Raw genomic sequence first — 25,190 nt, 5'->3', positions numbered from 1 at the left:
CTGCTCTCACGGCAGTCCCATCTCATCGGGCCAACATTTACGCTTGTGCGATAACGCTCGATTATGTTTCAATATGTTCGAGATTCATTCGAAAGCGGGAACATATCGATGCAGGATCTGGCCGGAAAACGGGCAATCGTAACAGGCGGCGCCTCCGGCATCGGCGCGGCGATCGCCCGCCATCTGGCAGGCCTCGGCGTCAGGATCGCGGTAGCCGACCTCGACGAGACGCGCGCCTCGGGGCTGGCGAGCAGCCTCGGCCAAGGCCATCGCGGCATCGCCATCGACGTGCGCAAGCGCGATTCAGTCGAAGCGGCCTTCGCGGCGATCGCACAGGATTGGGACGGCTATGACCTCCTGATCGGCAATGCCGGTGTCTCCACCATGAACAAGGTGGTCGACCTCACCGACGAGGAATGGGACTTCAATTTCGACGTCAACATTCGCGGCATCTTCCTCACCAACCAGGCCGCCGTGCGCCATTTCCTTCAAACGGGCCGCAAGGGCGTGATCGTGAACACGGCCTCGCTGGCCGGCAAGGTCGGCGCACCGCTGCTGGCCCATTACTCGGCCAGCAAATTCGCCGTCGTCGGCTGGACCCAGGCGATCGCCCGCGAAATGGCGCCGCACGGCATCCGCGTCAACTGCGTCTGCCCTGGCTTCGTGCGCACCTCGATGCAGGAGCGCGAGATCGAGTGGGAGGCCAAGCTGCGCGGCATCACGCCGGAAGCCGTGGCCGCCGACTATATCGCACAGACCCCGCTCGGGCGCATCGAGACCCCGGAGGATATCGCCCCCCTCGTCGCTTTCCTCGCCTCGGAAGGTGCCGCCTTCATGACCGGCCAGGCCGTGAACGTCACCGGCGGCGTCTATATGGGCTGACCCTTCGTCACAGCGAGAAATGCAGCAACTCAGAGAGAATCAAGCCGGCGGCTCCGCGTAGCGCCGCCCGGTCTTCGAGGTCCCCCATGACGAGTTGGATATCGTTGCCAGGACGCCGGGGCACGAGGTCGCGCATATGAGCGGCAATCGCCTCCAGCAGAGTCGCACCGCCGCCCACCACGTCGCCGTGCAGCACGAAGAAATTCGGCGCCATGGTCTGCTGCAGATTGGCGATGCCGATGGCGATGTTGCGGGCGTAGCGGTCGAGCAGGTCTGCTGCCGCTTGACTGTCAGCCGCCAATCCGGCGAGACGCCTTGCATCCATGGCCTCGGCCTCGGGCAGACCGCCTCGGCTTGCCTGACCGCGCAGCCACCCCAGGGTGGCGATCGTCTCCCAGCACCCCCTGCGCCCGCAACGGCAGGTCGCGCCGTCCACCTGGACGAAGGTGTGGCCGAGTTCCCCGCCAGCCCCGGCCGGCCCGCGATAGAGGTGACCGTCGAGGAAGATGGCACCGCCGAGCACGTCCCCGGTGTAGATCACCGCGAAATTTGGCTTGCCGCGTCCGATACCGAACCAGCGATCGCCGACCAGCAAGGCGCGGGGATGGTGGTCGACCCGCACCGGCAGGCCGAAGCGGCGCGTCAGGGCCTGCCCGAGCGGGAAGCCGTCGAGCAAAGGCGCCAGATTGACCGCGACGATCGTGCCCGTATCGGTGTCGATCATGCCGCCGGCCGCCACCCCGATGCCGAGCGGCGGGCGATGGGCGCGCTTGAGAACCTGCCCGAGGCAATCGAACACGATGCCCATCGGGACATCCACCGCCTCGGCATCCTCGGGAAAGGGAGCCCGGACTTCCGCGGTGATGGTGCCGTCCAGCGATACCAGGCAGCAATGCACGCCGTCATGCATGAGCAGGACCGCGCAGATTGGTGCAGCATCCTCGGCAAACCAGATCGGCCGCGCCGGCTTGCCGCCCCCTTCCTTCGAGGGCAGCGGCTCACCTTCCACCAGGATGCCCTGGTCGATCAAGGGCTGGATGATGCCGGTAATGGTAGCGCGGTTGACCCCGACATGCCTGGCCAGTTCGGCGCGGCTGGTCGGGCCGAGATCGAACAGCACCTGCAGCACGCGGCCACGATTGGCCAGGCCGATGGAACTCGAGGAAATCAGGCCCTGCCGCCGGGCTTCGGAGCGTGGCGCGTCGTCGAACAGGTCGTTCAGCGCGGCAAGGCCGCCGCGTTCGCCATCGGACGAGAACCTATCATCGGACGCCATGGCCGCCAGTCCCGTACTGAAATGCCTGCGAGGACCAATGGTCGTCGCAGGGAAATGAATTGCCCGCCAACTCTTAGTGCCAGCGCGTGGGAATGTCCCCCATCCTTTCCCGCGCACCCCGCCCAGAATCGTCAGGCTTCGCCTTGACGATATAGTTAGTTTGTGTGAGCATCAAACATATTAGAGAAACCGGTGGGATACAACCGGTCACGATGCGGGGCATTCGTCCAGGTGCCCTCAACTGGTCAGCGTTCAAGCAATCAACCGAGGCGGCAGGGCCATTGGCCTGATCCGACCTCGCAACAACAAGAACTGCCCCACCAGACCGACATCAGAGGAGAGAACGAGCATGGTTACGATACCCGAGATCTCGCGCCGCGCCTTGCTTCGCAGCACGGCCGCCTTTGCGGGAGCCGCGGCCCTGGGCCTGAATTCCGGACGTGCCTCCGCGCAGGGCAAGACCTTGCGGGTGCTGCTGGCGGGCGATCCCTTCTATTATGCCATCCAGGGCCTCGCCGACCAGTTCAAGCAGGAGACCGGCATCGAGTTGCAGATCGAGAGCATCTCGCTGGAAGCCCTGCAGGCGCGCCTCACCTCGTCCTTCATCTCCAACCAGCCGGATGCCGACGTCATCTCCGTCGACCAGATGTGGCTCGGCCAGTATCTGGAGAGCCGCTGGATCCTGCCGCTCAACGACTTCATCAAGGCGGACAAGGACACCGACATCAAGGATTTCGTGCCCGAGGTCCTCTACTCCATGAACACCTGGCGCGGGCAGGTCGGCACGCTGCCGGTGGCGACCTATGGCCAGTGCGTGCTCTATCGCAAGGACTTCGTCGACGCCGCCGGGGTGAAGATCCCCGAGGACGGCTCCTGGAGCTGGAGCGACTATCTCGACATCGTCAAGAAGCTCAACGGCAAGGAATTCGACGGCAAGAAGATGGCGGGCACCGTGCTCGCCGGCCAGCAGCCGGCCCCCATCGTGCACATGTATACCCAACTTGCCGCCAGTTCCGGCGTGCGCTGGTTCAAGCAGTTCCCCACCGGCCAGTGGGATTTCACCCCCACCATCAACACGCCGGAGAATGTCGAGGCGCTCAAGCTCTTCCTCGAGCTTTACAAGAACTCCCCGCCCGAGGCGATCGGCTACAACTGGTTCGATGCCGGCATGCGTTTCGCCAAGGGCGATGTCGGCATGTTCTACTGGTGGACGCCTTATTCCTATCTCTGCCGCAAGGACGGCTACATGTCCGGCAAGGATTCGGTGGTGGCCGACAAGCTCGGCATCACCCGCCTGCCCCGCTCGCCCGGCAAGGACCAGGTGGTCTCGATCGGCGGCCACAGCCTCGGCATCCCCTCCAACACCGCCAACAAGGACGGGGCCTGGAAGTTCATCAAATGGGCGACCTCGGCCAAGACGCAGAAGGCCATGGCGCTCTACACCAAATATGGCCACCAGTTCTCGGACTTTGCCCGCCCCTCGCTCTACGAAGATGCCGAGCTCCTGAAGATCTACCCCTATCTGCCCGCCCAGATCGCGGACCTCAAGCGCGGCAACGGCAAGATCGTGCGGCCACCCTGCCCGGTCTACACCACGCTGGAGGGCATTTACGGCCTCAACCTCAACAAGGTGCTGTCGGGCGACACCGCGCCGGATGCCGCGCTGAAGGACACCGAATCCTTCTTCTCCAACATCCTGACCGGCAATTTCCTCATCCCCTACAAGCAGCCCACCTATGACGACACGCTCGACGCGACCAAGGCCCTGATCGCCTCGCTCGCGTGAGAGTGGGCACGGCCCGCCGGGTCTCCCACCGCGCGGGCCGTGCCGTTTTGTGGGTCCGACAGCGAGCAGTCCATGCTCGCGCGGACCGAATGGATCGCGACCTGATCCTTCCCCGACTGCGGGGAAGGTGGCATTTCGAAGAAATGACGGAAGGGGGAGAGTGGCGCGACTTCAATATCCTGATCCTACTTGAAACAGGTTGCGCCACCCTCCCCCACCCGGCCCGGCTTCGCCGGTCCACCCTCCCCGAAACCGGGGAGGGATCAGGTCGCGCCTTGTCTGTCTTCCTAGAGACAATCGGATCGAGGGAAACGCGATGACTGCGACCGATATTTCAGCCATCCCAGCGCGGCCGAAGCGCCGGGTGCCGGCCTTTCTGCCCTATCTCTTGATCAGCCCCTCGATCGTCCTGCTGCTGGCCCTGATCGCCTTCCCGCTGCTCTTTGCGCTCAAGAACAGCTTCTATTTCTGGAATCTGCAGATGAGCCCGGTGCCGATGGGTTATATCGGCGGCGGCAATTACGAGATGGCGTTCTCGAACTCCTTCTTCCTGGGCGCCCTGTGGAACACGCTGCTGCTCACTTTGGTGGGCACCGCCATCGAGTTCTGCCTGGGCCTGGCCATCGCGCTGCTCCTGGTGAAGAAGCTGCCCGGGCTCAATCTCGCCCGCGCCTTGCTGATCATGCCCACCACCATCGCCCCGATCGTGGTCGGCTTCCTCTTCCGCTACATGTACGACCCCAATGGCGGCTTGATCCCCTGGATGCTGTCCTCGGCCGGCATCCCGCTGCCGCCGCAGGGCCTGCTCGGCTCCGGCAGCACCGCGCTCTGGGCCATCCTGTTCGCCGACATCTGGCAGTGGACCCCGTTCTTCGCCATCGTGCTCTATGCCGGCCTGCTTTCGGTGCCCCCCGACATCATCGAGGCCGCCCGCCTCGACAAGACCTCGCCCTGGGCGATGCTGGTGCGCATCAAGCTGCCGCTGATCCGCAAGACGGCGCTGATCGTGGTGATGCTGCGCTTCATGCAGCTGTTCAACACCTTCGACCTGGTGCTGGTGCTCACCAAGGGCGGGCCGGGATCTTCCACCCGCACGCTCGGCTACAGCCTCTACCAGCAGGGCCTCGTCGATTTCAATATCGGGCTCTCGAGCGCCATGACCTGGATGATGGTCGTCATCGTCAACGCCATCATCGGCCTGTTCGTCTTCTTCGCCTTCAAAGACCTGGATTGAGGAGGAGCCGACCATGCGCAAGGGAAAGAAACTGGCCGGCACCGCGATAAGCTATGCGCTGACGCTGCTGCTGCTCGCCTTCTTCATCGGCCCGATCCTGTGGTTCGCCCTGCTGGCGATCCGCCCCTCCGACACCTTCTTCACCATGCCGCCGGTGCTGACCTTCAAGCCGGACTGGACCTCTCTGCACTACACCTTCGGCGATCCCGGCAACAACCTGCCCCAGCTCGTCAACAGCCTGATCGTCGCCATCGGCGCGGTGCTCCTGAACCTGCCCTTCTCCCTGCCGGCGGCCTATGCGCTGTCGCGCTTCCGCATCCGCGGCCGCAAGAACATCATGCTCTGGTATCTCGGCTTGCTAATGGCACCGCCCGTGGCCTTCCTGATCCCCTATTCGATCCTGGCAAGCTCGGTCGGCCTGAAGGGCAGCTATTTCTCCATGATCCTGATCATGCAGACGCTGACCATCCCCTTCTCGATCTGGCTGATGAAGAGCTTCATCGACGAGGTGCCGGTCGAGATCGAGGAGGCCGCGCGCGTCGACGGCGCCAAGACGCCGGCCATCGTGCTCAAGATCGTGCTGCCCTTGGTGCGGCCCGGCATCATCGTCACCTCGATGTTCGCCTTTGTCTTCGCCTGGAACAACGCCGCCTTCCCCCTCGTGCTGGCCAACCGGGCCACGGCGACCCTGCCGGTCGGCACGCTGCAATATTTCGGCACTGCCGGCGTGACCTGGGGCTTCATCGGCGCCGCCGCCCTCGCCGCCATGCTGCCGCCGATGATCATTTTTCTCGCGCTCGACCGCTATGTCGTGCGCGGCCTCACCTTCGGTTCTGTCAAAGGATAATTGTTGATGTCTACCCAGAAATCCGCCCGTTTCGGTGTCGTCGGCGCCGGCTTGTGGGGTTCCTTCCACTGCAAGACGCTGAACGCCATTCCTGGCGCCGAGCTTGCCGCGGTATGCGATCTCAACCCGGAACGCGGCGCCGAGATGCAGCGCCAGTTCGGGGCGAAGAAGGTCTATCAGGATTTCCGCGCCCTCATCGCCGATCCCGACGTCGAGGCGGTGACGGTGGCCACGCCCGACTTCGCCCATGCCGAAATCGTGCTGGCGGCCATCGAGGCCGGCAAGCATGTCATGAGCGAAAAGCCGCTGGCGACCACGCTCGCCGAAGCCGAGACGATTGCAGAGGCCGCCGCCAAAAGCGAGGTCAAGGTGATGGTGGACTTCCACAACCGCGTCAACCCGGCCGTCCACACCGCCAGGGAGACCATCGCGCAGGGCGAGATCGGCAAGCCGCTGCATGCCTCGGCCCGGCTCTCCAACACGGTCTTCGTACCCTTCGAGCTCCTGTCCTGGGCCAGCCGCTCCTCCGCTTTGTGGTTCCTCGGCAGCCATGCGGTCGATGCGCTCTGCTTCATGCTGGCTGCCGATGTCGTCAAGGTGCAGGCGATGGTGCGTCGCGGCCATCTCGCCGCCCAGGGTGTCGACACCGCCGACGTCCACATCTCGCTGCTCGAATTCGACAATGGCGCCGTCGCCACGCTGGAGAACAGCTGGGTGCTGCCGCGTGACCTGCCTCTGGTCTTCGACTTCAGAGCGGAGATCGTCGGCGAGAAGGGCTCGCTGCAGCTCGACACCGCCCAGAACGGCGCCTTCCGCAAATATGCCGGTGCCGGGCTCAAGACCGCCGACCTGCTCGGCGTGACGCCGGCCGCCGGCGGGCGCATCGGCGGCTTCGTGATGGAGGCCATCGCCCGCTTTGTCGACGCCGTCACCACCGGCGCGCCCGTGCTGGCCGATGCCACCGATGGCCTCAAGGTCACCCGCGTGCTTGCGGCGATCGAACAGGCCGCCGCCAACGGCAATGCCGTGACGCTGGCAAAGGGAGGGGTCTGATGGCGACACTGTCCTTCAAATCCGTCGGCAAACGCTTCCCGGACGGCACGCTGGCGCTCGCCAATGTCGATCTCGACATCAGGGATGGCGAGTTCCTGGTGCTGGTCGGTCCCTCGGGATGCGGCAAGTCGACCTTGCTGCGCAGCGCCGCCGGCCTGGAGGACCTGTCGCAAGGCCAGGTGCTGATCGGAGGCCGCGACGTCACCAATGCCGACCCGGGCGACCGGGACGTCGCCATGGTGTTCCAGAACTATGCGCTCTACCCGCATATGGACGTCTACGAGAACATGGCCTTCGGCCTCGGCCAGCGCAAAGTGCCGCCGGCGGTGATCAAGGAGAAGGTGGAGAAGGCTGCCCGCATCCTCGATCTCACCCATCTGCTCAAGCGCAAGCCCGGCGCCCTGTCCGGCGGCCAGCGCCAGCGCGTCGCCATGGGCCGGGCCATCGTGCGCGACCCGCAATGCTTCCTGATGGATGAGCCGCTCTCCAATCTCGACGCCAAGCTGCGGGTGCAGATGCGGGCCGAATTGAAGCTGCTCAACGCCCAACTCGGCGTCACCACGCTCTATGTCACGCATGACCAGGTCGAGGCGATGACCATGGGCGACCGCGTCGCGGTGCTGCGCCCGGTGACGAAGGAAGGCGAGAGCAATCTCCAGCAATGCGCACCGCCGCGCGAACTCTATGAGAACCCCGTCAACCTGTTCGTTGCCGGCTTCATCGGCTCGCCGGCCATGAATTTCCTGAGCGTGCATCTCGGCGAAGAGGCCGGCACCGCCTTTGCCGCCATTGCCGGCACCGCGCTGCGCCTGCCCTTGCCGGCCGGATTGCTCCAGGCCAATGCCGGCCTCGCCGCCTTCAAGGGGCGCGACGTCATCCTGGGCCTGCGGCCCGAAAGCTTCCGCCTGCCGGTTTCTGCCGGCGGGGGCTTGTCCTGCGAGGTCCTGCTCACCGAGATGACCGGTGCCGACGCCTATGTCTTCTTCGACCTGCCCGCCGCTTCGGCGGTGGCCGGGACCGGGCGGCTCGCGACCGGATCGGAAGCGGGCGCCGGCGCGGCCAACCGCATCACCGCGCGGGTTGAGCCGGCCCGCCTGCCCGAACGCGGCGACCATATCGAGATCGGCGTCGACATGGGCCAGGCCCGCTTCTTCGCGCCCGACACCGGCCTTGCCCTCAGATAGAAGCTCGGTTCAGGCGTCTTCGAAAGCCAGCTCGGCTGCCGCCACGAGCCGCAGGAAGCCGAATGCTGCGTTCCGGCCGGCGTGCAAGATCGCAAGGACGCGGATCGTGTGGAGTTGCACAAATGAAGCAGGCCGTTCGATTATGATCCCTGGCGGCAGCAGGGGGGTAACATGGCCCATTCAAGCGAGACCATGACGGCGACGAGGCAGGTGCAGGATGGGCCGCGCGGCATCGGCGGCTGGATGATCCTGCCGATCATCGGCCTCATCCTGACGGTCGGGTTGACCGTCTACAACCTCTATGGCGTGGTCGAGGAATGGGAAGGCATCAAGGCAATTATCGCCGGTACGAATGACACGGCCATTGCCCTGCGGTTGCCCGTAGCGGCATCGTCCGGCTTCGCACTGATCACAATCGGCGTCGCTCTCGCCTGCTTGTTTTCTATCTTCACGCATTCGCCGCGCGTGCCATGGCTGATGACTATTTTCTATATCCTCGTCATCACCGCCACCGTGGTGGAGATATTGGTCGATTATCGCGTCGTGGCTCTCACCGGAGGATCGACCGATCCGAAGAATTGGGGGGAACTCACCAAGGTCATCGTCGCGGCCGCGATCTGGATCCCCTATTTCCATCGCTCGCGCCGCGTCGCCAACACCTTCCGTACGCGGGAGGCCGCCGTCGACCGCAGGATCGGCGAGATTTTCTGACCCTCAGCCGATCCCGTCGTTCCAGCCCCATTCATCGGCGAGGGCGAGGCATTCGCGCCAGGGAGCCACGGCATCGCAGGTCGTCACCGAGCGCAGCGATGCCGCCGCCGCGGCATGGGCGAGCGCCAGGCAGCGCCGGAGTTCCCAGCCCTCGTGGAACCCGTAGAGAAAACCGGCGGCAAACGCATCGCCCGCCCCGTTGGCACCGGCGATCACTGACTTGGGCACGCGGATGGATGGCTGCGTGACGATGTCGCCATCCCGAGTCACGGCGACGGCCCCGGTCGGAAAATGCGCCGCCACCACCTGGCAGTTGCCTGATGCCAGGACCTTGCGTGCCGCCTTGATGCAGGCTTCGACCACCGTGCGGTCGTCCCGCACCGTCTCCTCCTCGCCGATCGCCCCCATCTCGGCATCGTTGACGACGAGGAGATCGAGATGGGGTAGCAACGGGAGAACCAGTTCGCGCAGTCGTGCCGGCGAAGCGGTGGCCAGTTCCAGATTGGTGATGAGGCCGGCCTGCCTCGCCATGCGCAGCACGGTCAGCCAGCCATTGGCATCCCCATTCCAGGGCGCATCCATTTTCTTGTGCACGCCGGGCAGGCCGAGGTGGAGGATGCGTCCTTTCGTGTCGGCGAAATCGAAATGCTCCGGCGTCATCAGCGAAGCTACGCCCGGATTGAAGATGTGGGTGCGCCGGCCGCTGCGCTGGGAGGTATAGGCATCGGTGTGCAAGGTGCGGGCTTCCGGCGTCATCACCAGACGGCGGCGGTCGATGCCATAGCGGTCGGCTTCGGCATGGAGCAGGCGGCCATCCTCGTCCTCGCCGATCAGTCCTTGCGTCTCCACCCAGATATCTGGATCGAGACGCTTGATATCGATGGCGAGGTTGCAGCCCGAACCGCCGCCGCGCGATTCCTCGTGCAGGATCTCGACGAGGCCATCCTCGCCCGGCCAATATTCCACCAGCTTGTTGCCGTCGACGCACCAGGTTCCTGCCGTGACGATCCCGGAACGCGCCGAGGCTGGACGCTCACCCTGCATTTCCTCTACCCGTCGAATGTCAGGCCGGCGACAGGACGCTCTCGCGACTCACTGACGGCCTGGAGTTTATTTGTAGCGAAAAGAAACAATCAATTTCCGCCTTTTGCAATGGCGCGATTGCCGCTGCCGGAGCCATGCCTGATCGCCTCAGCAACCGGGCGGCGGCCGGCATGCCTCTACCTTGGGTCGTATCGGAACGCGAATACTTACGGCGACTGGAGGCCTGCAGGCAACCGTCACCTTCTCCACTGCACGCAGAAGCTGTTGCCCGAGGCCGGGCCTGGAATCATTTCGCGTGCCGCCCTTTGTCCCGCGATGACAAACACGCCGTTTTGTGCTATGATCTCAAGATCTTACGCGGGCATATCCGCCAAGATGAACGCCACATGAACGGCGATGATAGCAAGAGTTCATCTGTTCTGGCTTAATAGTTAACTTAAGGTAATTTCCAGGTGGAGAGGCCCTGCCGGCCTGGCTAAGACAAAGGCCGGAACTCCCTCTCCGAGGAGTGTTCCATGTTTCGTAAATTGCTGGTGGCCGCGTTGGCGGCCTTTACCCTGAGCGCGGCGTCTATGACGGCGACCGCTCCGGCGCAAGCGCGTAGCCTAGGGTATCTCTATCCCTACCATGGCGGCGGCGGCCATTGGGGCGGCGGGGGCCGCCACTGGGGCGGCGGCGGTTGGGGCGGACGGCGCTGGGGCGGTGGCGGCTGGGGGGGCCGTCGTTGGGGCGGCGGCTGGGGCCATCGACGCTGGTATGGCGGCGGCTACGGCCGGCGCTGGCGTGACGATGGCTGGGGCTGGGGTGCCGGTCTGGCGCTCGCTCCCCTGCTGATGACGCCGGGCCTCTATGGCGGTTATGGCGGCGGCTATTATGACGACGGCTATTACGATTATGCGCCGGCCTGCCGTTGGCGGCGGGTGCGGGTCTACACCGATTATGGCTGGCGCATCCGTCGTCAGCGTGTCTGCTACCAATATTGACATTTTTGAGATCCGGGATCGTCCGCCGCTGCGGAACGATCCCGGATCGAACCGTCTTCCAGTGTCTCTCGTGACTTGCGGAGCTTAATAGAAGATCTCTATCGTCCGACGAAAATTGATGCTTGATCGCGTTGGAACGAGGGCACATTGTTCCTCTCTGGAACTAGTCGAAAGAGAGTGGCATGCCAGCCCACGAAGATTGGAATACCGCACGCGCGGCTGAACTCATCGCGGCAGGCCAGACGTTGGAAGGCCCGCTGCTGCCGATCCTCCACTCCTTTGTGGAAACCTTCGGCTATGTCCCCGAGCCGGCCGTTCCCATGGTGGCCGAAGCGCTCAATCTCTCCCGCGCCGAGGTGCACGGCGTGGTGACGTTCTACCATGATTTCCGCAGGGAACCGGCCGGCGAGCATATCATCAAGCTCTGCCGCGCCGAGGCCTGCCAGTCCGCCGGCTGCGAGGCCCTGGCGGATCACCTCGTCGAGAAGCTCGGTGTCGAGTTCGGCGAGACAACGCCGGATGGACGCGTTACACTCGAGCCGGTCTATTGCCTGGGCCTGTGCTCCATCTCTCCTGCCGCGATGATCGACGGCCGCCTGGTAGCCAGGCTCGATGCCAAGCGTCTCGACAAGGCCCTGGAAGAGGTGGTGCGATGACCATGCGCATCTATGTTCCACGCGATGCCGCCGCCGTTGCCTGTGGCGCCGACGAACTCGCCGCGGCCCTCAAGGTCGCCGCGATCGCCCGCAAGCTCGACATCGAGATCATCCGCAACGGCTCGCGGGGCATGGCCTGGCTCGATCCGCTGGTGGAGCTGGTCACCCCCGAAGGCCGCATCGGCTACGGCCCGGCCGAGCCGGAGGACGCCGACAGCCTGATCGCCGCCTTCGCCGGCGACGGGACCCATAAATTGCGTGTCGGCAAACCCGAGGAGCTGCCATTCCTCAAGCGCCAGACCCGCCTGACCTTCGCGCGCGTCGGCATCGTCGATCCGCGCGATCTCGACGACTACAGGGCCCATGGCGGCCTCAAGGGCCTGGAAAAGGCAATTGCCATCGGGCCATCAGCCATCGTGGACGAGGTCACCAAATCCGGCCTGCGCGGCCGCGGCGGCGCGGGCTTTCCGACCGGCATCAAGTGGAAGACGGTCGCCGATACCGCGAGTGCGCAGAAATACATCGTCTGCAATGCCGACGAGGGCGACAGCGGCACCTTCGCCGACCGCATGCTGATGGAAGGCGACCCCTTCTGCCTGATCGAGGGGATGGCCATCGCCGGCGTCGCCACCGGTGCGACCAAGGGCTATGTCTATATCCGCTCCGAATATCCCCATGCCATCGCGGCGATGAACGCCGCCATCGAGAAGGCCCGCCGCGCCAACATGCTCGGCAAGGGCATTCTCGGCTCGGCCCATGATTTCGACATGGAAACCCGCACCGGCGCCGGCGCCTATGTCTGCGGCGAGGAAACATCCTTGCTCGAAAGCCTGGAAGGCAAGCGCGGCACCGTACGCGCCAAGCCGCCGCTGCCGGCCCATAAGGGCCTTTTCGGCAAGCCGACCGTGATCAACAACGTGCTCTCGCTTGCCACCGTGCCGGTCATCCTGGCCGAGGGCGCCGAGCATTACCGCGATTTCGGCATGGGCCGCTCGCGCGGCACCATGCCGATCCAGCTCGCCGGCAATCTCAACTATGGCGGCCTGTTCGAAACCGCCTTCGGCATCACACTGGGCGAACTCGTCGACGATATCGGCGGCGGTTGCTTCACCGGACGGCCGGTGCGCGCCGTGCAGGTCGGCGGCCCCCTGGGCGCCTATTTCCCGCGCGAACTCTTCGACACGCCCTTCGACTACGAGGCCTTCGCAGCCAAGGACGGCCTGATCGGCCATGGCGGCATCGTGGTGTTCGACGATACCGTGGACATGCGCCGCCAGGCCCGTTTCGCCATGGAGTTCTGCGCCATCGAAAGCTGCGGCAAGTGCACGCCCTGCCGCATCGGCGCTATCAGAGGCAAGGAAACCATCGAGAAGATCATCGCCGGCAAGGACGTGACCCGCAACATCGCGGTCGTCGAGGATCTCTGCCAGACCATGAAGTTCGGCTCGCTCTGCGCCCTCGGCGGTTTCACGCCCTATCCGGTCCTCTCGGCCATCCGCCATTTCCCCGAAGATTTCCACGGCACGCCCCAGCGCATCGCCGCCGAATAATCGCCAAGGAGACAGTCAATGTCCCTCGTCCACGAAATCGACTACGGCACGCCGCTCTCCAAGTCGGAGAAGATGGTCACCTTGACCATCGACGGCCAGGAAATCACCGTGCCCGAGGGCACCTCGATCATGCGCGCCGCCATGGAGATGGGGACGCAGATCCCCAAGCTCTGCGCCACCGACATGATGGACGCCTGGGGCTCCTGCCGCATGTGTCTGGTCGAGATCGAGGGCCGCAACGGCACGCCTGCTTCCTGCACCACCCCGGTGGCGCCGGGCATCAAGGTGAAGACGCAGACCTCGCGCCTAGCCGAGATCCGCAAGGGCGTGATGGAGCTCTACATCTCCGACCATCCGCTCGACTGCCTGACCTGCGCCGCCAATGGCGATTGCGAATTGCAGGACATGGCGGGCGCGGTGGGCCTGCGCGAAGTACGCTACGGCTATGAGGGCGACAACCATCTCGGCCTCGACAAGGATACCTCCAACCCCTACTTCACCTTCGACACCTCCAAATGCATCGTCTGCTCGCGCTGCGTACGCGCCTGCGAGGAAGTCCAGGGCACCTTCGCGCTGACGATCTCCGGCCGCGGCTTCGAAAGCCGGGTGTCGCCGGGCATGGACGAGGCCTTCTTCGATTCCGAATGTGTCTCCTGCGGCGCCTGCGTGCAGGCCTGCCCGACGGCCACGCTCACCGAGAACAAGGTGATCGAGATCGGCCAGCCCGAGCATTCGGTGGTGACGACCTGCGCCTATTGCGGCGTCGGCTGCGCCTTCAAGGCCGAAATGCGCGGCGAGGAAGTCGTGCGCATGGTGCCCTACAAGGACGGCAAGGCCAATCGCGGCCATAGCTGTGTCAAGGGCCGCTTCGCCTGGGGCTATGCCACCCACAAGGAGCGCATCCTCAAGCCGATGATCCGCTCGAAGATCACCGATCCCTGGAAGGAAGTGAGCTGGGAAGAGGCGATCGCCTACACCGCTTCCGAATTCAAGCGCATCCAGGCCAAGCATGGCAAGGCCTCGATCGGCGGCATCACCTCTTCGCGCTGCACCAATGAAGAGACCTATCTGGTCCAGAAACTGATCCGCGGCGGCTTCGGCAACAACAATGTCGACACCTGCGCCCGCGTCTGCCATTCGCCGACGGGCTATGGCCTCGGCCAGACCTTCGGCACCTCCGCCGGCACACAGGACTTCGACTCGGTCGAGGATAGCGACGTCATCGTCGTCATCGGCGCCAATCCGACGGACGGCCATCCCGTCTTCGGCTCGCGCATGAAGAAGCGCCTGCGCGAGGGCGCCCGCCTGATCGTCATCGATCCGCGCAAGACCGACATCGTGCGCACGCCGCATGTCGAAGCCGACTACCATCTGCCCCTGCTGCCGGGCACCAATGTCGCCATTGTGACGGCCCTGGCCCATGTCATCGTCACCGAGGGCCTAGTCGCCGAGGATTATGTGCGGGAGCGTTGCGACTGGGACGAGTTCCAGAACTGGGCCGCCTTCGTCGCCGATCCCAGGCACTCGCCGGAAGCGGTGGAGCAGTATACCGGCGTGCCGGCCGAGTTGGTGCGTGGGGCTGCCCGCCTCTACGCCACCGGCGGCAATGGCGCCATCTATTACGGCCTCGGTGTCACCGAGCACAGCCAGGGCTCGACCACGGTGATGGCGATCGCCAATCTTGCCATGGCCACCGGCAATATCGGCCGCCGCGGCGTCGGCGTGAACCCGCTGCGCGGCCAGAACAACGTGCAGGGCTCCTGTGACATGGGCTCGTTCCCGCACGAACTGCCGGGCTATCGCCACATCGCCGGCGATGAAGTGCGCCACATGTTCGAGGAATTCTGGGGCGTCCATCTCGACAAGGAGCCGGGCCTGCGCATTCCCAACATGCTCGACGCCGCCGTCGAGGGTTCGTTCCTCGGCCTCTATGTGCAGGGTGAGGACATCGTGCAGTCCGATCCGGACACCAAGCATGTCACGGCAGGCCTGGCCGCGATGGAATGCGTCGTCGTGCAGGATCTCTTCCTGAACGAGACCGCCAACTATGCCCATGTCTTCCTTCCCGGCTCCTCCTTCCTGGAGAAGGACGGCACCTTCACCAATGCCGAGCGCCGCATCCAGCGCGTGCGCAAGGTGATGGCGCCCAAGGCAGGCTATGCCGACTGGGAAATCACGTTGCTGATCGCCGAAGCCATGGGCTTCCCCATGCCCTACGAACACCCTTCGCAGATCATGGACGAGATCGCCCGCCTCACGCCTTCCTTCGCCGGCGTCTCCTACGAGAAGCTGGAGCGCGACGGCTCGGTGCAGTGGCCCTGCAACGACAAGGCGCCCGAGGGCACCCCGATCATGCATATCGACCATTTCGTCCGCGGCAAGGGCCGCTTCATGGTCACCGAATACATCCCGACCGACGAACGTACCGGTGCGCGCTTCCCGTTGCTGCTCACCACCGGCCGCATCCTGTCACAGTACAATGTCGGCGCGCAGACCCGGCGCACCGAGAATTCGCTGTGGCATGAGGAGGATATCCTGGAAATCCATCCCCATGATGCCGAGCAGCGCGGCGTGCGGGAGGGCGACTGGGTACGGCTCGAAAGTCGCTCGGGCTCGACCTCGCTGCGCGCCACCATTACCGACCGTGTGGCGCCGGGCGTGGTCTACACCACCTTCCATCACCCCTCGACGCAGGCCAACGTCATCACCACCGATTATTCGGACTGGGCGACCAATTGCCCCGAATACAAGGTGACGGCGGTGCAGGTCATGCCTTCCAATGGCCCGACCGAATGGCAGAACGAATATGCGACGATGGCGAAGAACTCACGTCGCATCGCGGCGGAGTAACCAGTATCCTTCTCCCCTTGCGGGAGAAGGTCCCGGCAGGGGATGAGGGGTCTCGTGACCTATCTGGATTGGGTGAGCACGCAAAAAGCGGATGGGGCGTTCCGACCCCTCATCCGGCCTTTGACCACCTTCTCCCGCAAGGGGAGAAGGAGAGCGGCGCCATGACCGATCCCGTCCGCACCATCTCCCGCCTTGCCTGGCGTGAGGGCTTGTTCACGCCGGGCGAGCGCAGCGTTCCCGAGGAGACGGCCATCTCCCTGGTCTATGACGGCGGTTCCCATGCTGTGATGATGGGCAGCCCCGTCGATCTCGAGGATTTCGCCTACGGCTTTTCCCTCACCGAGGGCATTATCACCACACTCGGCGACGTCACCGAGTTCGAGCGCGTCGATTACGCGGAAGGCGTCGAATTGCGCATGTGGCTCAAGGGCGATCGCGGCACCGCGCTCGCCGCCCGCCGACGCATGCTGGCCGGCCCCACGGGCTGTGGCCTGTGCGGCATCGACAGCCTGACCGAGGCGGTACGCAAGCCACAAACGGTCGGCGGCGATCTCAAAATGTCGCCGGCCGATATCGAAACCGCCCTCGCCTCGCTCACACCCGCCCAAATCCTGAACCGGCAGACCCGCGCCGTGCACGCCGCGGCTTTCTGGACCAAGGCTGACGGCCTCGTCGCCCTTCGCGAGGATGTCGGTCGGCACAATGCGCTCGACAAGCTCGCCGGCGCGCTGGCCCGGCGTTCCATCGCTCCCGCACCGCAAGGCCTGCCGGGCATCGTCATTCTCACCAGCCGGATCTCGGTGGAAATGGTGCAGAAATCGGCGATGATGGGGGCATCCATCGTCGTGGCGGTTTCTGCTCCCACGGCTCTCGCCATCCGCACCGCCGAGGAAGCCGGCATCACGCTGGTCGGCATCGCCCGCTCCGACGGCTTCGAGATCTTCACCCATCCCCACCGCATCGTTCCGGAGAAACTCGCCCATGTCGCATGATGAATCCGCGCATGAGGGCCACGCGCATGACCCGTCCGCCAAGCTGGTGAGGATGGCCAACCAGATCGGCTTGTTCTTCGCATCCCAGCGCGAGGAGGTGCGGGTGTCCGGCATCGCCGAGCACATCCGCAAATTCTGGGAACCGCGCATGCGCAACCAGATCTTCGAACATCTGGATGCCGGCGGCGAGGGCATCGACCCCTTGGTCAGGAAGGCCCTGGAAAGCCTGCGCGAAAAGGCGTGAACTCCGGGATCGCAGGCATCCAGGGGATTTCCATGCCCGGCACCCTCTTCGACTGGGACAAGATCGAGCCTCGCACGGTGATTCCGGGCTTCCACGGTCGCTTCATGCATTCGGGCTCGATGACCTTCGTGCTCTGGCAGATCGATGCGGGTGCCACGTTGCCGCTGCATTCCCATCCGCATGAACAAGTGGTGCATCAGTTCGAAGGCGAACTGGAAGTCACCGTGGACGGCCTGACCACGGTGCTGAAACCTGGCATGGTCGCGGTGGTGCCGCCGAACGCCCCGCATTCCGGCCGGGCCCTGACGGATTGCCGTACGATGGACGTCTTCCATCCCCTGCGCGAGGACTATCGCACCGGCGCGCCCAGCGTGCTGCAGCAGGCGATGCCGGAATAATCGGCGCTCGCCGGCGGGCTGGTGGCGCCCATCGGCGTTTTTTGCAGGATTCCTGGCTGGAAAGCGGCGAAAAATCGCGTTTCGCCTTGCTCCGCCCCTTCCATCTTGATATGGAACCGCCCATCTGACGCTCAGCCGCCATCGCAGATGTGACGGGCGTTCGAAAAATAGACCAGAAAGACGTTTCCGCCTTGCGGGCCTTGCGCCGGCCGGCTGTGTTTTTTCTCAAAAGCACTCCGCCTGTGGCTGCTCCAGCAGCCCTGCCGCAGTCCGGAAACGATGATCAACACCAACCGCCGGCGCCAGGAAAACATATGTCCGTACAGGAAAACGTGCTGCGTGAAGATTTCGCCGCGATGCTCGACGAAGCATTCGGCACCGGCGACATGGCCGAAGGTTCGGTCGTCAAGGGTATTGTCGTCGCCATCGAGAAGGACCTTGCGGTCATCGATGTCGGCCTCAAGACCGAAGGCCGCGTAGCTCTGAAGGAATTCAACGGCCCGGGCCGCGACAGCGCGCTCAAGGTCGGCGACGAGGTCGAGGTCTATCTCGAGCGCATCGAAAACGCTCTGGGCGAAGCCGTCATCTCGCGTGACAAGGCCCGCCGCGAAGAGAGCTGGATCAAGCTGGAGAAGTCGTTCGAGGCCAATGAAAAGGTCGACGGCGTCATCTTCAACCAGGTCAAGGGTGGCTTCACCGTCGATCTCGACGGCGCCGTGGCCTTCCTGCCGCGCAGCCAGGTCGACATCCGTCCGATCCGCGACGTCACCCCGCTGATGAACGTTCCGCAGCCCTTCCAGATCCTCAAGATGGATCGCCGCCGCGGCAACATCGTCGTCTCCCGCCGCACGGTCCTCGAAGAGAGCCGCGCCGAGCAGCGTCACGAGATCGTCCAGAACCTCGAAGAGGGTCAGGTGGTCGACGGCGTGGTCAAGAACATCACCGATTACGGTGCCTTCGTCGACCTGGGCGGCATCGACGGCCTCCTGCATGTCACCGACATCGCATGGCGCCGCGTGAACCATCCGACGGAGCTTCTGACCATCGGCCAGCAGGTCAAGGTCAAGATCATCAAGATCAACCACGAGACGCACCGCATCTCGCTGGGCATGAAGCAGCTCCAGGCCGATCCGTGGCTGGGCATCGACGCCAAGTACCCGCTGCAGGCCAAGTTCACCGGCCGCGTGACCAACATCACGGACTACGGCGCGTTCGTGGAACTGGAGCCGGGCATCGAAGGCCTGATCCACGTCTCCGAAATGTCGTGGACCAAGAAGAACGTCCACCCCGGCAAGATCGTCTCCACCTCGCAGGAAGTGGAAGTGCAGATCCTCGAGGTCGACCCGATCAAGCGCCGCATCTCGCTCGGCCTCAAGCAGACCCTTTCCAACCCCTGGGAAGATTTTGCCGACAAGCACCCGAACGGCTCGGTGGTCGAAGGCGAAGTCAAGAACAAGACCGAGTTCGGCCTGTTCATTGGCCTCGACGGCGATGTGGACGGCATGGTCCATCTCTCCGACCTCGACTGGAACCGTCCGGGCGAGCAGGTCATCGACGACTTCCGCAAGGGCGACATGGTCAAGGCCGTGGTGCTCGACGTGGACGTCGAGAAGGAGCGCATCTCGCTGGGCATCAAGCAGCTCGCGGGTGACCCCTTCGTCGATGCCGGCGAACTGAAGAAGAACCAGGTCGTCACCTGCGAAGTCACCGACGTCAAGGAAGGTGGCATCGACGTCAAGATCACCGGCACCGACCTCACGGCCTTCATCCGCCGTGGCGATCTGGCCCGCGATCGCGCCGATCAGCGCCCCGAACGCTTCGCTGCCGGCGAAAAGGTTGACGCCCGCGTCATCCAGTTCGACCGCAAGGCCCGCAAGGTCCAGGTCTCGATCAAGGCCCTCGAAATGGCCGAGGAAAAGGAAGCGATCGCCGCTTACGGTTCCTCGGACGCCGGCGCCTCGCTCGGCGACATTCTCGGCGCCGCCCTGCGCGCCCGCACCGAGAAGAAGTAAGTCCGGGACCGCTGGCTTCTCAGCCAGCTCTCGGAACCGTCACGATTGCAGAAAGGGCGCGACCTCAAGGGGTTTCGCGCCCTTTCTTTTTAGGTCCCTCGGCGACATCAGGGGCCCATGCCGGTCTGAAGACCGGCATGGGGAGCTCCATCCGCAAAGTAAGATTGCTTTATCGACCTTACGCCGCTCGGCAAAAAGCTGCTCGGCCTGCAAAGCTGGCGCTGACGATACACAGGCAAGATTTCGCGTTGGACCGTTCCAGCTTAATAATCTTTCCAAAAAGGGCGCCTAAACGGGCGCTCTTGCTCGTCTGGTGAATTTTTCCCCTTTCCGGCGCATGAGCATCTTGCATTGCCGCAGCGTTTGGTTGATCGGTTGTGCCTTACAAGCCCCGAATGGCCGCCACCCGGCGGGAAATTCGCGAGCAAGGGGGAAACAACCACATGCATATCAATCGTTTGACACTCGTAGCCGGCGTGGCACTCGCCCTCCTCGGCAGCGTCGCCTTTGCTGCCGACAAGAAGACCGTGGCCGTCACCTCGATCGTCGAGCATCCGGCTCTCAATGCTGCCCGCGACGGTGTCAAGAAGGCGCTGGAGGATGCCGGCTACAAGGACGGCGACACCCTCACCTTCCAGTTCGAGACGGCGCAGGGCAGCCCCGCCACCGCCGCGCAGATCGCCCAGAAATATGTCGGCGAGAAAGCGGACGTGATCGTCGGCATCGCCACCCCGTCGGCCCAGGCTGCCTTGGCCGCGACCAAGGACATCCCGATCGTATTCACCGCCGTGACCGATCCGGTCGCCGCCCAGCTCGTCAAGGATCCGGCTAAGCCCGAAGGCAACGTCACCGGCGTGACCGACGCGACCCCGATGCCCGATCAGCTCAAGCTGATTCAGGCAGTCGCCCCCAACGCCAAGAAGATCGGCTTCATCTACAATCCGGGCGAGGCCAATTCGGTGGTCCAGCTCGAGAATATGAAGAAGGCAACCGCCGCCCTCGGCTTCGAGACGATCGAGGCACCGGCCACCAAGTCGGCCGATGTCGGCGCCGCGGCGCAGAGCCTGATCGGCAAGGCCGACGCCATCTTCGTGCCCACCGACAATCTGGTGGTCTCGGCCCTGGAAGCGGTGATCACGGTCGGCACCGAGAACAAGATCCCCGTCTTCTCCGGTGACACCAACGGCGTCGAGCGCGGCGCGGTGGCTTCCATCGGCGTTGACTATTTCAAGTCCGGCGTGCTGGCCGGCGAGATGGTGGTCCGTATCCTCAAGGGCGAGAAGCCCAGCGCCATTCCTGTCGCCTTCCCCTCGGCCACCGATCTCTTCCTTAACCAGAAGACCGCCGGCCCGATGGGCGTGACATTGCCGGCAGATCTGGTCGCCAAGGCCAAGACCGTCGTAAAGTGACCGTCGTCAAGCAATCCGGATCATCATAACCGGACAGGCGGCCGCGCAACGCGGCCGCCCTCATAAGATCAACCCATTCCGAGCACGCCGCGCCATGATCCCCCTCCGCTCCTTCGGCCTAGCAGCCGTTCTCTTAGCCAGCCTGGCCCAAGGCAGCCTGATTCCGACGGCTGCTGCCGCGGACAAGCCCGTGGTCGCCATCACCGCCATCGTCGAGCATCCCTCGCTCAACGCCATCCGCGAGGGTGTGAAGGCCGGCCTCAAGGACAAGGGCTATGCAGAGGGTGAGGCCATCACCGTCCTCTACGAATCCGCCCAGGGCAACCCGGCGACAGCAGCCCAGATCGCCCAGAAATTCGTCGGCGAGGCCCCGGCGGTGATCGTACCGATCACCACGCCCTCTTCCCAGGCCGTCGCCGCGGCGACCAAGGACATCCCCGTCGTCTTCGCCGCCGTCACCGATCCGCTCGGCGCGCAATTGATCAAGACCCTCGACAAGCCAGGCGGCAACATCACCGGCGTCAGCGACTTTCCGCCGGCGGCCGGGCAGCTCGACCTGATCAAGGAAGTCTTGCCCAAGGCCAAGGTCGTGGGCGTCGTCTACAATTCCGGCGAGGTCAACAGCCTGTCGGTGATCGAGGCGCTGCGCAAGCTGGCAGGCGAACGCGGCTTCGAGATCCTGCCCTCGCCCGCCACCAAATCCTCCGATGTCGGCGCCGCCGCCCAGAGCCTGGTGGGCAAGGCCGATGCGATCTACATTCCCAACGACAATCTGGTGGTGTCGGCCCTGGAATCGGTGCTGCAGGTCGGCTTCGACAGCCGCCTGCCGGTATTCGCCAGCGATCCCGACAGCGTCGGGCGTGGCGCGGTCGCCGCTCTCGGCCTCGACCAGTTCGAGATCGGCCGTCAGGCCGGCCATGTCGCGGCCCGCATCCTCAAAGGCGAGAAGCCGGGCGACATCCCAGTCGAGAACTCCAAGGGCGTCAGCCTGGTCGTCAACTCCAAGGCGGCCGAGAAGATGGGAGCGCCCCTGCCGCAAGCCGTATTGGCACGTGCCAAGGACGTCGCAAAGTAGGATGCGCGGGCGGTAGTGATTGACTCATGCGTCATTGCGAGCGTAGCGAAGCAATCCACACATCCGCGTACAACGCATTCCGGCCCTGGATTGCTTCGCTACGCTCGCAATGACGCCCGATCGGTCGAGCACCAGGGCCGTCGCAATTCACCCGTGACCCGCTATTGTGTTGGGATTGATGCATGAGCCTTTTCGCTTTTATCGGTTCGATTGAAATCGGCCTGATCTATGCGCTGATCGCGCTGGGCGTGTTTTTGTCGTTCCGGGTGCTCGATTTTCCCGACTTGACGGTTGACGGTTCCTATCCGCTCGGCGCCGCCACGGCCGCCGCCGCCATCGTGGCCGGCCTCGATCCCTTCTCGGCCACGGCGCTCGCCATCGTGGCCGGCGCCCTCGCCGGGGCGATGACGGCCTGGCTCAATATCCGCTTCCGCATCCTGCAATTGCTGGCCAGCATCCTGACCATGACGGCGCTCTACTCGATCAATCTGCGCATCATGGGCAAGCCCAACGTCCCCCTGCTCAACCAGGAGACGTTGGTGACCTGGACGCGCGACCATCTGACCGCGATCCTCGGCTGGGCGCCGCCTTCCTATCAGCTGAAGGTCTGGATGCTCGGCGTCATCGTGCTCGTCGTCTGGGCCCTGCTCAGCTGGTTCCTCAATTCCGAATTCGGCCTCGCCATGCGGGCGACCGGCGCCAATCCGCGCATGGCGCGGGCGCAGGGCGTCTCCACCCAGCTGCACAATTATGTCGGCATGGCGATCTCGAACGCCCTCGTCGCCCTTGCCGGCGCCCTGTTCGCCCAGACCAGCGGCTTTGCCGACATCACGCTCGGCACCGGCACCATCGTCGGCGGCCTCGCAGCGGTCATCCTCGGCGAGACCTTGTTCCGTACCCGCTCGATCGCCTGGCTGCTGGTCGCCTGCATCGTCGGCGCCATCCTCTATCGCCTCGCCATCGCGCTGGCGCTCAATTCCGAATGGTCGCGCTCGATCGGGCTCAATTCCAGCGACCAGAACCTGGTGACCTCGGTTCTGGTCGGCCTGGCGCTGATCCTGCCGAGCCAGTTCCCCCGCCTGCGCGCGATCTTCGCGTCCGCGCCCAAGTCAGTATCCAAGTAAGGAGGCGGCGATGATCGAGATCAAGGACATCCACGTCACCTTCGGCCGCGGCACGCCTCTGGAAAACCGTGCCTTGCGCGGGCTTTCGCTGACCATCCCGACCGGCCAGTTCGTCACGGTGATCGGCTCCAACGGCGCCGGGAAGTCCACGCTGCTCAACGTGTTGAGCGGCGACGCCCAGGCCGAGCGCGGCCGCATCGTCATCGAGGGCGTCGACGTGCAGCGCTGGCCCACGGCCCGCCGCGCCGGGCTGATCGCTCGCGTGTTCCAGGATCCGATGGCCGGCACCTGCGAGAGGCTGTCGATCGAGGAAAACATGGCACTCGCCTTCGCGCGCGGGCGCTCGCGCGGCCTCGGCACCTCGCTCAACGGGACGCGGCGGGCCCTGTTCCGCGACAAGCTGTCGATCCTCGGCCTCGGCCTCGAAAACCGCCTCGGCGATTCCATGGGCCTGCTCTCCGGCGGCCAGCGCCAGGCCGTCAGCCTCTTGATGGCGACGCTGACCGGCATGAAGATCCTGCTGCTCGACGAGCACACGGCGGCGCTCGATCCGCGCACTGCCGACTTCGTGCTCGAGCTCACCCGCAAGATCGTCGAGGAGCAGCAGCTTACCGCGCTGATGGTGACCCATTCGATGCGACATGCCCTCGACTACGGCACCCGCACGGTGATGCTGCATGAAGGCCAGGTCGCCTTCGATCTCGACGCCGAGCATCGCAAGGGCCTTGATGTTCCCGATCTCCTCAAGCTGTTCAGCAAGGTGCGCGGCGAACAGCTCGACGACGACAGCCTGCTGCTGGGCTGAGGCTCACCGTCAGGGGACCAGGACGACCTTGCCCATGCTCCGGCGCGATTGCAGGCTCTCATGTGCCTCGGCCGCCCGGGCCAGAGGGGAGCGGCCACCGATCACGACCTTGAGCGAACCCGCCGCGGCCTGGGCGAAGAGATCGCCGAGATCGGCACGCAGCGTGTCGGGCGCCAGCAAAGGCAGGAGGGCGAAGCCCTTCAGCGATTGGTTGCGCCCCAGCAGGCCTTCGATCTCGGACTTGCCGAGTTCGAACCGCCCCATGGCCGCGCAGACGAGTTCCCCGGCCGGAGCGAGCGCACCCAGACAGGCAGCGGCCTGAGGCCCGCCGACGACGTCATAGGCGATGTCGACGCCCTTTCCTGCCGTCGCGGCCAGCACCTGGTCGACCCAGCCCGCGCCGCGATAGTCGACAGCCGCGTCCACCCCCAGGGATCGCGCGAGATCAAGCTTCTCCGGCGAACCGGCAGCGGCGATCACCTGGCGCACCCCGGCATTGCGGGCGAGCTGGACCAGCAGCGATCCCACCCCGCCTGCAGCGGCGTTGACCAGGATCGATTTTCCCGCCGGCGGGCTGCGGCGAAGGAGATGAAGGGCCGTCAGCCCCTGCACCATCAGGGCAGCCCCCGCCTCGAAGGACAGCCCGTCCGGGAGCGGCACCAGCGCGGCTGCTTCGGCAATGACAGAGCCGGCATAGCCGCCTGCCCTGCCCATGGCGAAGAGCGGCGCCGCCACGCGCGTACCGGGTGCCGGCCCCGCGACACCCGGGCCGAGGGCCTCGACGATACCCGTGACCTCGACACCCATCACCATCGGCAGGTCGGGCGTCACGGCATAGCGATCCTGGCGCATCAGCACCTCGAAATAGTTCATGCCCGCCGCCTGCATGCGGATCAGCGCTTCGCCGGCGCCGGGAACGGGGATGGGCAGCTCGACGGGCTGGAGGACATCGGGAGCGCCGAAGCGGTTCAGGGGAATGGCGTGCATGGGATCACCGGGTGCAGGTCTCGAATGACCCGGTTGTGTGATATTCTCCGTTTCGTCTCTACACACTCTTTCGTGCCATACAGACCTG

Annotated in this window: 22 protein-coding genes; 19 read left to right on the top strand and 3 right to left on the bottom strand. The window is 64.7% G+C overall.

Annotation, left to right across the window (positions count from 1 at the left end):
• Positions 1–108 precede the first annotated feature (108 nt).
• A complete protein-coding gene (locus U1R88_RS14165) occupies positions 109–882 on the top strand; it encodes an SDR family NAD(P)-dependent oxidoreductase (protein WP_322431784.1) in 774 nt (257 codons plus the stop codon).
• 7 nt (positions 883–889) lie between these two features.
• Here the strand turns inward: U1R88_RS14165 and U1R88_RS14160 are convergent, their stop codons facing one another.
• Positions 890–2,158 (bottom strand): ROK family transcriptional regulator, encoded by a 1,269-nt coding sequence (locus tag U1R88_RS14160; RefSeq protein WP_322431783.1) that lies wholly within the window; start codon positions 2,156–2,158, stop codon positions 890–892.
• A 349-nt stretch (positions 2,159–2,507) separates the two neighbouring features.
• On the opposite strand from U1R88_RS14160, the gene U1R88_RS14155 reads away from it, so the two are divergent.
• From U1R88_RS14155 to U1R88_RS14130, 6 genes are all read left to right on the top strand, one after another.
• Positions 2,508–3,944, top strand: coding sequence for an extracellular solute-binding protein (locus U1R88_RS14155; protein WP_068293940.1), 1,437 nt, complete (start codon positions 2,508–2,510; stop codon positions 3,942–3,944).
• 316 nt (positions 3,945–4,260) lie between these two features.
• The gene (locus U1R88_RS14150; protein WP_068293941.1) at positions 4,261–5,178 is read left to right on the top strand and encodes a carbohydrate ABC transporter permease; all 918 of its coding nucleotides are present in this window, start codon (positions 4,261–4,263) and stop codon (positions 5,176–5,178) included.
• A 13-nt stretch (positions 5,179–5,191) separates the two neighbouring features.
• Entirely contained in the window at positions 5,192–6,025 is an 834-nt protein-coding gene (locus U1R88_RS14145; protein WP_322431782.1) for a carbohydrate ABC transporter permease, read from the top strand.
• A gap of 6 nt (positions 6,026–6,031) precedes the next feature.
• Complete coding sequence (locus U1R88_RS14140; RefSeq protein WP_322431781.1) at positions 6,032–7,078, top strand: Gfo/Idh/MocA family protein; 1,047 nt, start codon at positions 6,032–6,034, stop codon at positions 7,076–7,078.
• Positions 7,078–8,262, top strand: coding sequence for an ABC transporter ATP-binding protein (locus tag U1R88_RS14135; protein WP_322431780.1), 1,185 nt, complete (start codon positions 7,078–7,080; stop codon positions 8,260–8,262). The genes U1R88_RS14140 and U1R88_RS14135 overlap by 1 nt, the downstream gene beginning before the upstream one ends.
• Positions 8,263–8,433: 171 nt before the next feature.
• Positions 8,434–8,973, top strand: coding sequence for a DUF2569 domain-containing protein (locus U1R88_RS14130; RefSeq protein ID WP_322431779.1), 540 nt, complete (start codon positions 8,434–8,436; stop codon positions 8,971–8,973).
• Positions 8,974–8,976: 3 nt separating this feature from the next.
• On the opposite strand, the gene U1R88_RS14125 is transcribed toward U1R88_RS14130, so the two are convergent.
• Positions 8,977–10,017, bottom strand: a complete 1,041-nt coding sequence (locus U1R88_RS14125) for a carbohydrate kinase family protein (protein ID WP_322431778.1) — start codon at positions 10,015–10,017, stop codon at positions 8,977–8,979.
• A gap of 515 nt (positions 10,018–10,532) precedes the next feature.
• Here U1R88_RS14125 and U1R88_RS14120 point away from each other — a divergent pair.
• From U1R88_RS14120 to U1R88_RS14065, 12 genes are all read left to right on the top strand, one after another.
• Positions 10,533–11,000 (top strand): hypothetical protein, encoded by a 468-nt coding sequence (locus U1R88_RS14120; protein WP_322431777.1) that lies wholly within the window; start codon positions 10,533–10,535, stop codon positions 10,998–11,000.
• A gap of 182 nt (positions 11,001–11,182) precedes the next feature.
• The gene (locus U1R88_RS14115) at positions 11,183–11,656 is read left to right on the top strand and encodes a formate dehydrogenase subunit gamma (RefSeq protein WP_068293967.1); all 474 of its coding nucleotides are present in this window, start codon (positions 11,183–11,185) and stop codon (positions 11,654–11,656) included.
• Positions 11,653–13,206 carry a formate dehydrogenase beta subunit gene (locus U1R88_RS14110; RefSeq protein ID WP_322431776.1) on the top strand — a complete coding sequence of 518 codons (1,554 nt, stop codon included), beginning with the start codon at positions 11,653–11,655 and terminating at the stop codon, positions 13,204–13,206. Before U1R88_RS14115 ends, U1R88_RS14110 begins: the two co-directional genes overlap by 4 nt.
• A gap of 18 nt (positions 13,207–13,224) precedes the next feature.
• Positions 13,225–16,056 carry a formate dehydrogenase subunit alpha gene (fdhF, locus tag U1R88_RS14105; RefSeq protein ID WP_322431775.1) on the top strand — a complete coding sequence of 944 codons (2,832 nt, stop codon included), beginning with the start codon at positions 13,225–13,227 and terminating at the stop codon, positions 16,054–16,056.
• Positions 16,057–16,217: 161 nt separating this feature from the next.
• A complete protein-coding gene (gene fdhD / locus U1R88_RS14100; RefSeq protein WP_322431774.1) occupies positions 16,218–17,048 on the top strand; it encodes a formate dehydrogenase accessory sulfurtransferase FdhD in 831 nt (276 codons plus the stop codon).
• Positions 17,038–17,292 carry a formate dehydrogenase subunit delta gene (locus tag U1R88_RS14095; protein WP_068293978.1) on the top strand — a complete coding sequence of 85 codons (255 nt, stop codon included), beginning with the start codon at positions 17,038–17,040 and terminating at the stop codon, positions 17,290–17,292. The genes fdhD and U1R88_RS14095 overlap by 11 nt, the downstream gene beginning before the upstream one ends.
• A gap of 32 nt (positions 17,293–17,324) precedes the next feature.
• Positions 17,325–17,690: a cupin domain-containing protein gene (locus U1R88_RS14090; protein WP_322431773.1), complete on the top strand. Its 366-nt coding sequence runs from the start codon at positions 17,325–17,327 to the stop codon at positions 17,688–17,690.
• A gap of 314 nt (positions 17,691–18,004) precedes the next feature.
• Positions 18,005–19,702 carry a 30S ribosomal protein S1 gene (rpsA, locus tag U1R88_RS14085; protein WP_082980020.1) on the top strand — a complete coding sequence of 566 codons (1,698 nt, stop codon included), beginning with the start codon at positions 18,005–18,007 and terminating at the stop codon, positions 19,700–19,702.
• 443 nt (positions 19,703–20,145) lie between these two features.
• Positions 20,146–21,111: an ABC transporter substrate-binding protein gene (locus U1R88_RS14080; protein ID WP_322431772.1), complete on the top strand. Its 966-nt coding sequence runs from the start codon at positions 20,146–20,148 to the stop codon at positions 21,109–21,111.
• A 94-nt stretch (positions 21,112–21,205) separates the two neighbouring features.
• A complete protein-coding gene (locus U1R88_RS14075) occupies positions 21,206–22,186 on the top strand; it encodes an ABC transporter substrate-binding protein (protein ID WP_322431771.1) in 981 nt (326 codons plus the stop codon).
• Between the two features lie 182 nt (positions 22,187–22,368).
• Complete coding sequence (locus U1R88_RS14070) at positions 22,369–23,310, top strand: ABC transporter permease (RefSeq protein ID WP_068293990.1); 942 nt, start codon at positions 22,369–22,371, stop codon at positions 23,308–23,310.
• A 10-nt stretch (positions 23,311–23,320) separates the two neighbouring features.
• On the top strand, positions 23,321–24,115 hold the full coding sequence (locus tag U1R88_RS14065; RefSeq protein ID WP_068293995.1) for an ABC transporter ATP-binding protein: 795 nt from the start codon (positions 23,321–23,323) through the stop codon (positions 24,113–24,115).
• A 9-nt stretch (positions 24,116–24,124) separates the two neighbouring features.
• Here U1R88_RS14065 and U1R88_RS14060 read toward each other — a convergent pair whose 3' ends face one another.
• Positions 24,125–25,102: a quinone oxidoreductase family protein gene (locus tag U1R88_RS14060; RefSeq protein WP_322431770.1), complete on the bottom strand. Its 978-nt coding sequence runs from the start codon at positions 25,100–25,102 to the stop codon at positions 24,125–24,127.
• Between the last annotated feature and the right edge of the window lie 88 nt (positions 25,103–25,190).

Source organism: Labrys sedimenti, from assembly GCF_034424805.1.
Classification (GTDB): Bacteria; Pseudomonadota; Alphaproteobacteria; order Rhizobiales; family Labraceae; genus Labrys; species Labrys sedimenti.
This window is presented reverse-complemented; position numbering and strand designations above follow the sequence as displayed.

Excerpts from the sequence above, each read along its gene's own strand:
- U1R88_RS14165 (WP_322431784.1), top strand. The coding sequence starts at position 109 with ATGCAGGATCTGGCCGGAAAACGGGCAATCGTAACAGGCGGCGCCTCC.
- U1R88_RS14160 (WP_322431783.1), bottom strand. The coding sequence starts at position 2,158 with ATGGCGTCCGATGATAGGTTCTCGTCCGATGGCGAACGCGGCGGCCTT.
- U1R88_RS14155 (WP_068293940.1), top strand. The coding sequence starts at position 2,508 with ATGGTTACGATACCCGAGATCTCGCGCCGCGCCTTGCTTCGCAGCACG.
- U1R88_RS14150 (WP_068293941.1), top strand. The coding sequence starts at position 4,261 with ATGACTGCGACCGATATTTCAGCCATCCCAGCGCGGCCGAAGCGCCGG.
- U1R88_RS14145 (WP_322431782.1), top strand. The coding sequence starts at position 5,192 with ATGCGCAAGGGAAAGAAACTGGCCGGCACCGCGATAAGCTATGCGCTG.
- U1R88_RS14140 (WP_322431781.1), top strand. The coding sequence starts at position 6,032 with ATGTCTACCCAGAAATCCGCCCGTTTCGGTGTCGTCGGCGCCGGCTTG.
- U1R88_RS14135 (WP_322431780.1), top strand. The coding sequence starts at position 7,078 with ATGGCGACACTGTCCTTCAAATCCGTCGGCAAACGCTTCCCGGACGGC.
- U1R88_RS14130 (WP_322431779.1), top strand. The coding sequence starts at position 8,434 with ATGGCCCATTCAAGCGAGACCATGACGGCGACGAGGCAGGTGCAGGAT.
- U1R88_RS14125 (WP_322431778.1), bottom strand. The coding sequence starts at position 10,017 with ATGCAGGGTGAGCGTCCAGCCTCGGCGCGTTCCGGGATCGTCACGGCA.
- U1R88_RS14120 (WP_322431777.1), top strand. The coding sequence starts at position 10,533 with ATGTTTCGTAAATTGCTGGTGGCCGCGTTGGCGGCCTTTACCCTGAGC.
- U1R88_RS14115 (WP_068293967.1), top strand. The coding sequence starts at position 11,183 with ATGCCAGCCCACGAAGATTGGAATACCGCACGCGCGGCTGAACTCATC.
- U1R88_RS14110 (WP_322431776.1), top strand. The coding sequence starts at position 11,653 with ATGACCATGCGCATCTATGTTCCACGCGATGCCGCCGCCGTTGCCTGT.
- fdhF (WP_322431775.1), top strand. The coding sequence starts at position 13,225 with ATGTCCCTCGTCCACGAAATCGACTACGGCACGCCGCTCTCCAAGTCG.
- fdhD (WP_322431774.1), top strand. The coding sequence starts at position 16,218 with ATGACCGATCCCGTCCGCACCATCTCCCGCCTTGCCTGGCGTGAGGGC.
- U1R88_RS14095 (WP_068293978.1), top strand. The coding sequence starts at position 17,038 with ATGTCGCATGATGAATCCGCGCATGAGGGCCACGCGCATGACCCGTCC.
- U1R88_RS14090 (WP_322431773.1), top strand. The coding sequence starts at position 17,325 with ATGCCCGGCACCCTCTTCGACTGGGACAAGATCGAGCCTCGCACGGTG.
- rpsA (WP_082980020.1), top strand. The coding sequence starts at position 18,005 with ATGTCCGTACAGGAAAACGTGCTGCGTGAAGATTTCGCCGCGATGCTC.
- U1R88_RS14080 (WP_322431772.1), top strand. The coding sequence starts at position 20,146 with ATGCATATCAATCGTTTGACACTCGTAGCCGGCGTGGCACTCGCCCTC.
- U1R88_RS14075 (WP_322431771.1), top strand. The coding sequence starts at position 21,206 with ATGATCCCCCTCCGCTCCTTCGGCCTAGCAGCCGTTCTCTTAGCCAGC.
- U1R88_RS14070 (WP_068293990.1), top strand. The coding sequence starts at position 22,369 with ATGAGCCTTTTCGCTTTTATCGGTTCGATTGAAATCGGCCTGATCTAT.
- U1R88_RS14065 (WP_068293995.1), top strand. The coding sequence starts at position 23,321 with ATGATCGAGATCAAGGACATCCACGTCACCTTCGGCCGCGGCACGCCT.
- U1R88_RS14060 (WP_322431770.1), bottom strand. The coding sequence starts at position 25,102 with ATGCACGCCATTCCCCTGAACCGCTTCGGCGCTCCCGATGTCCTCCAG.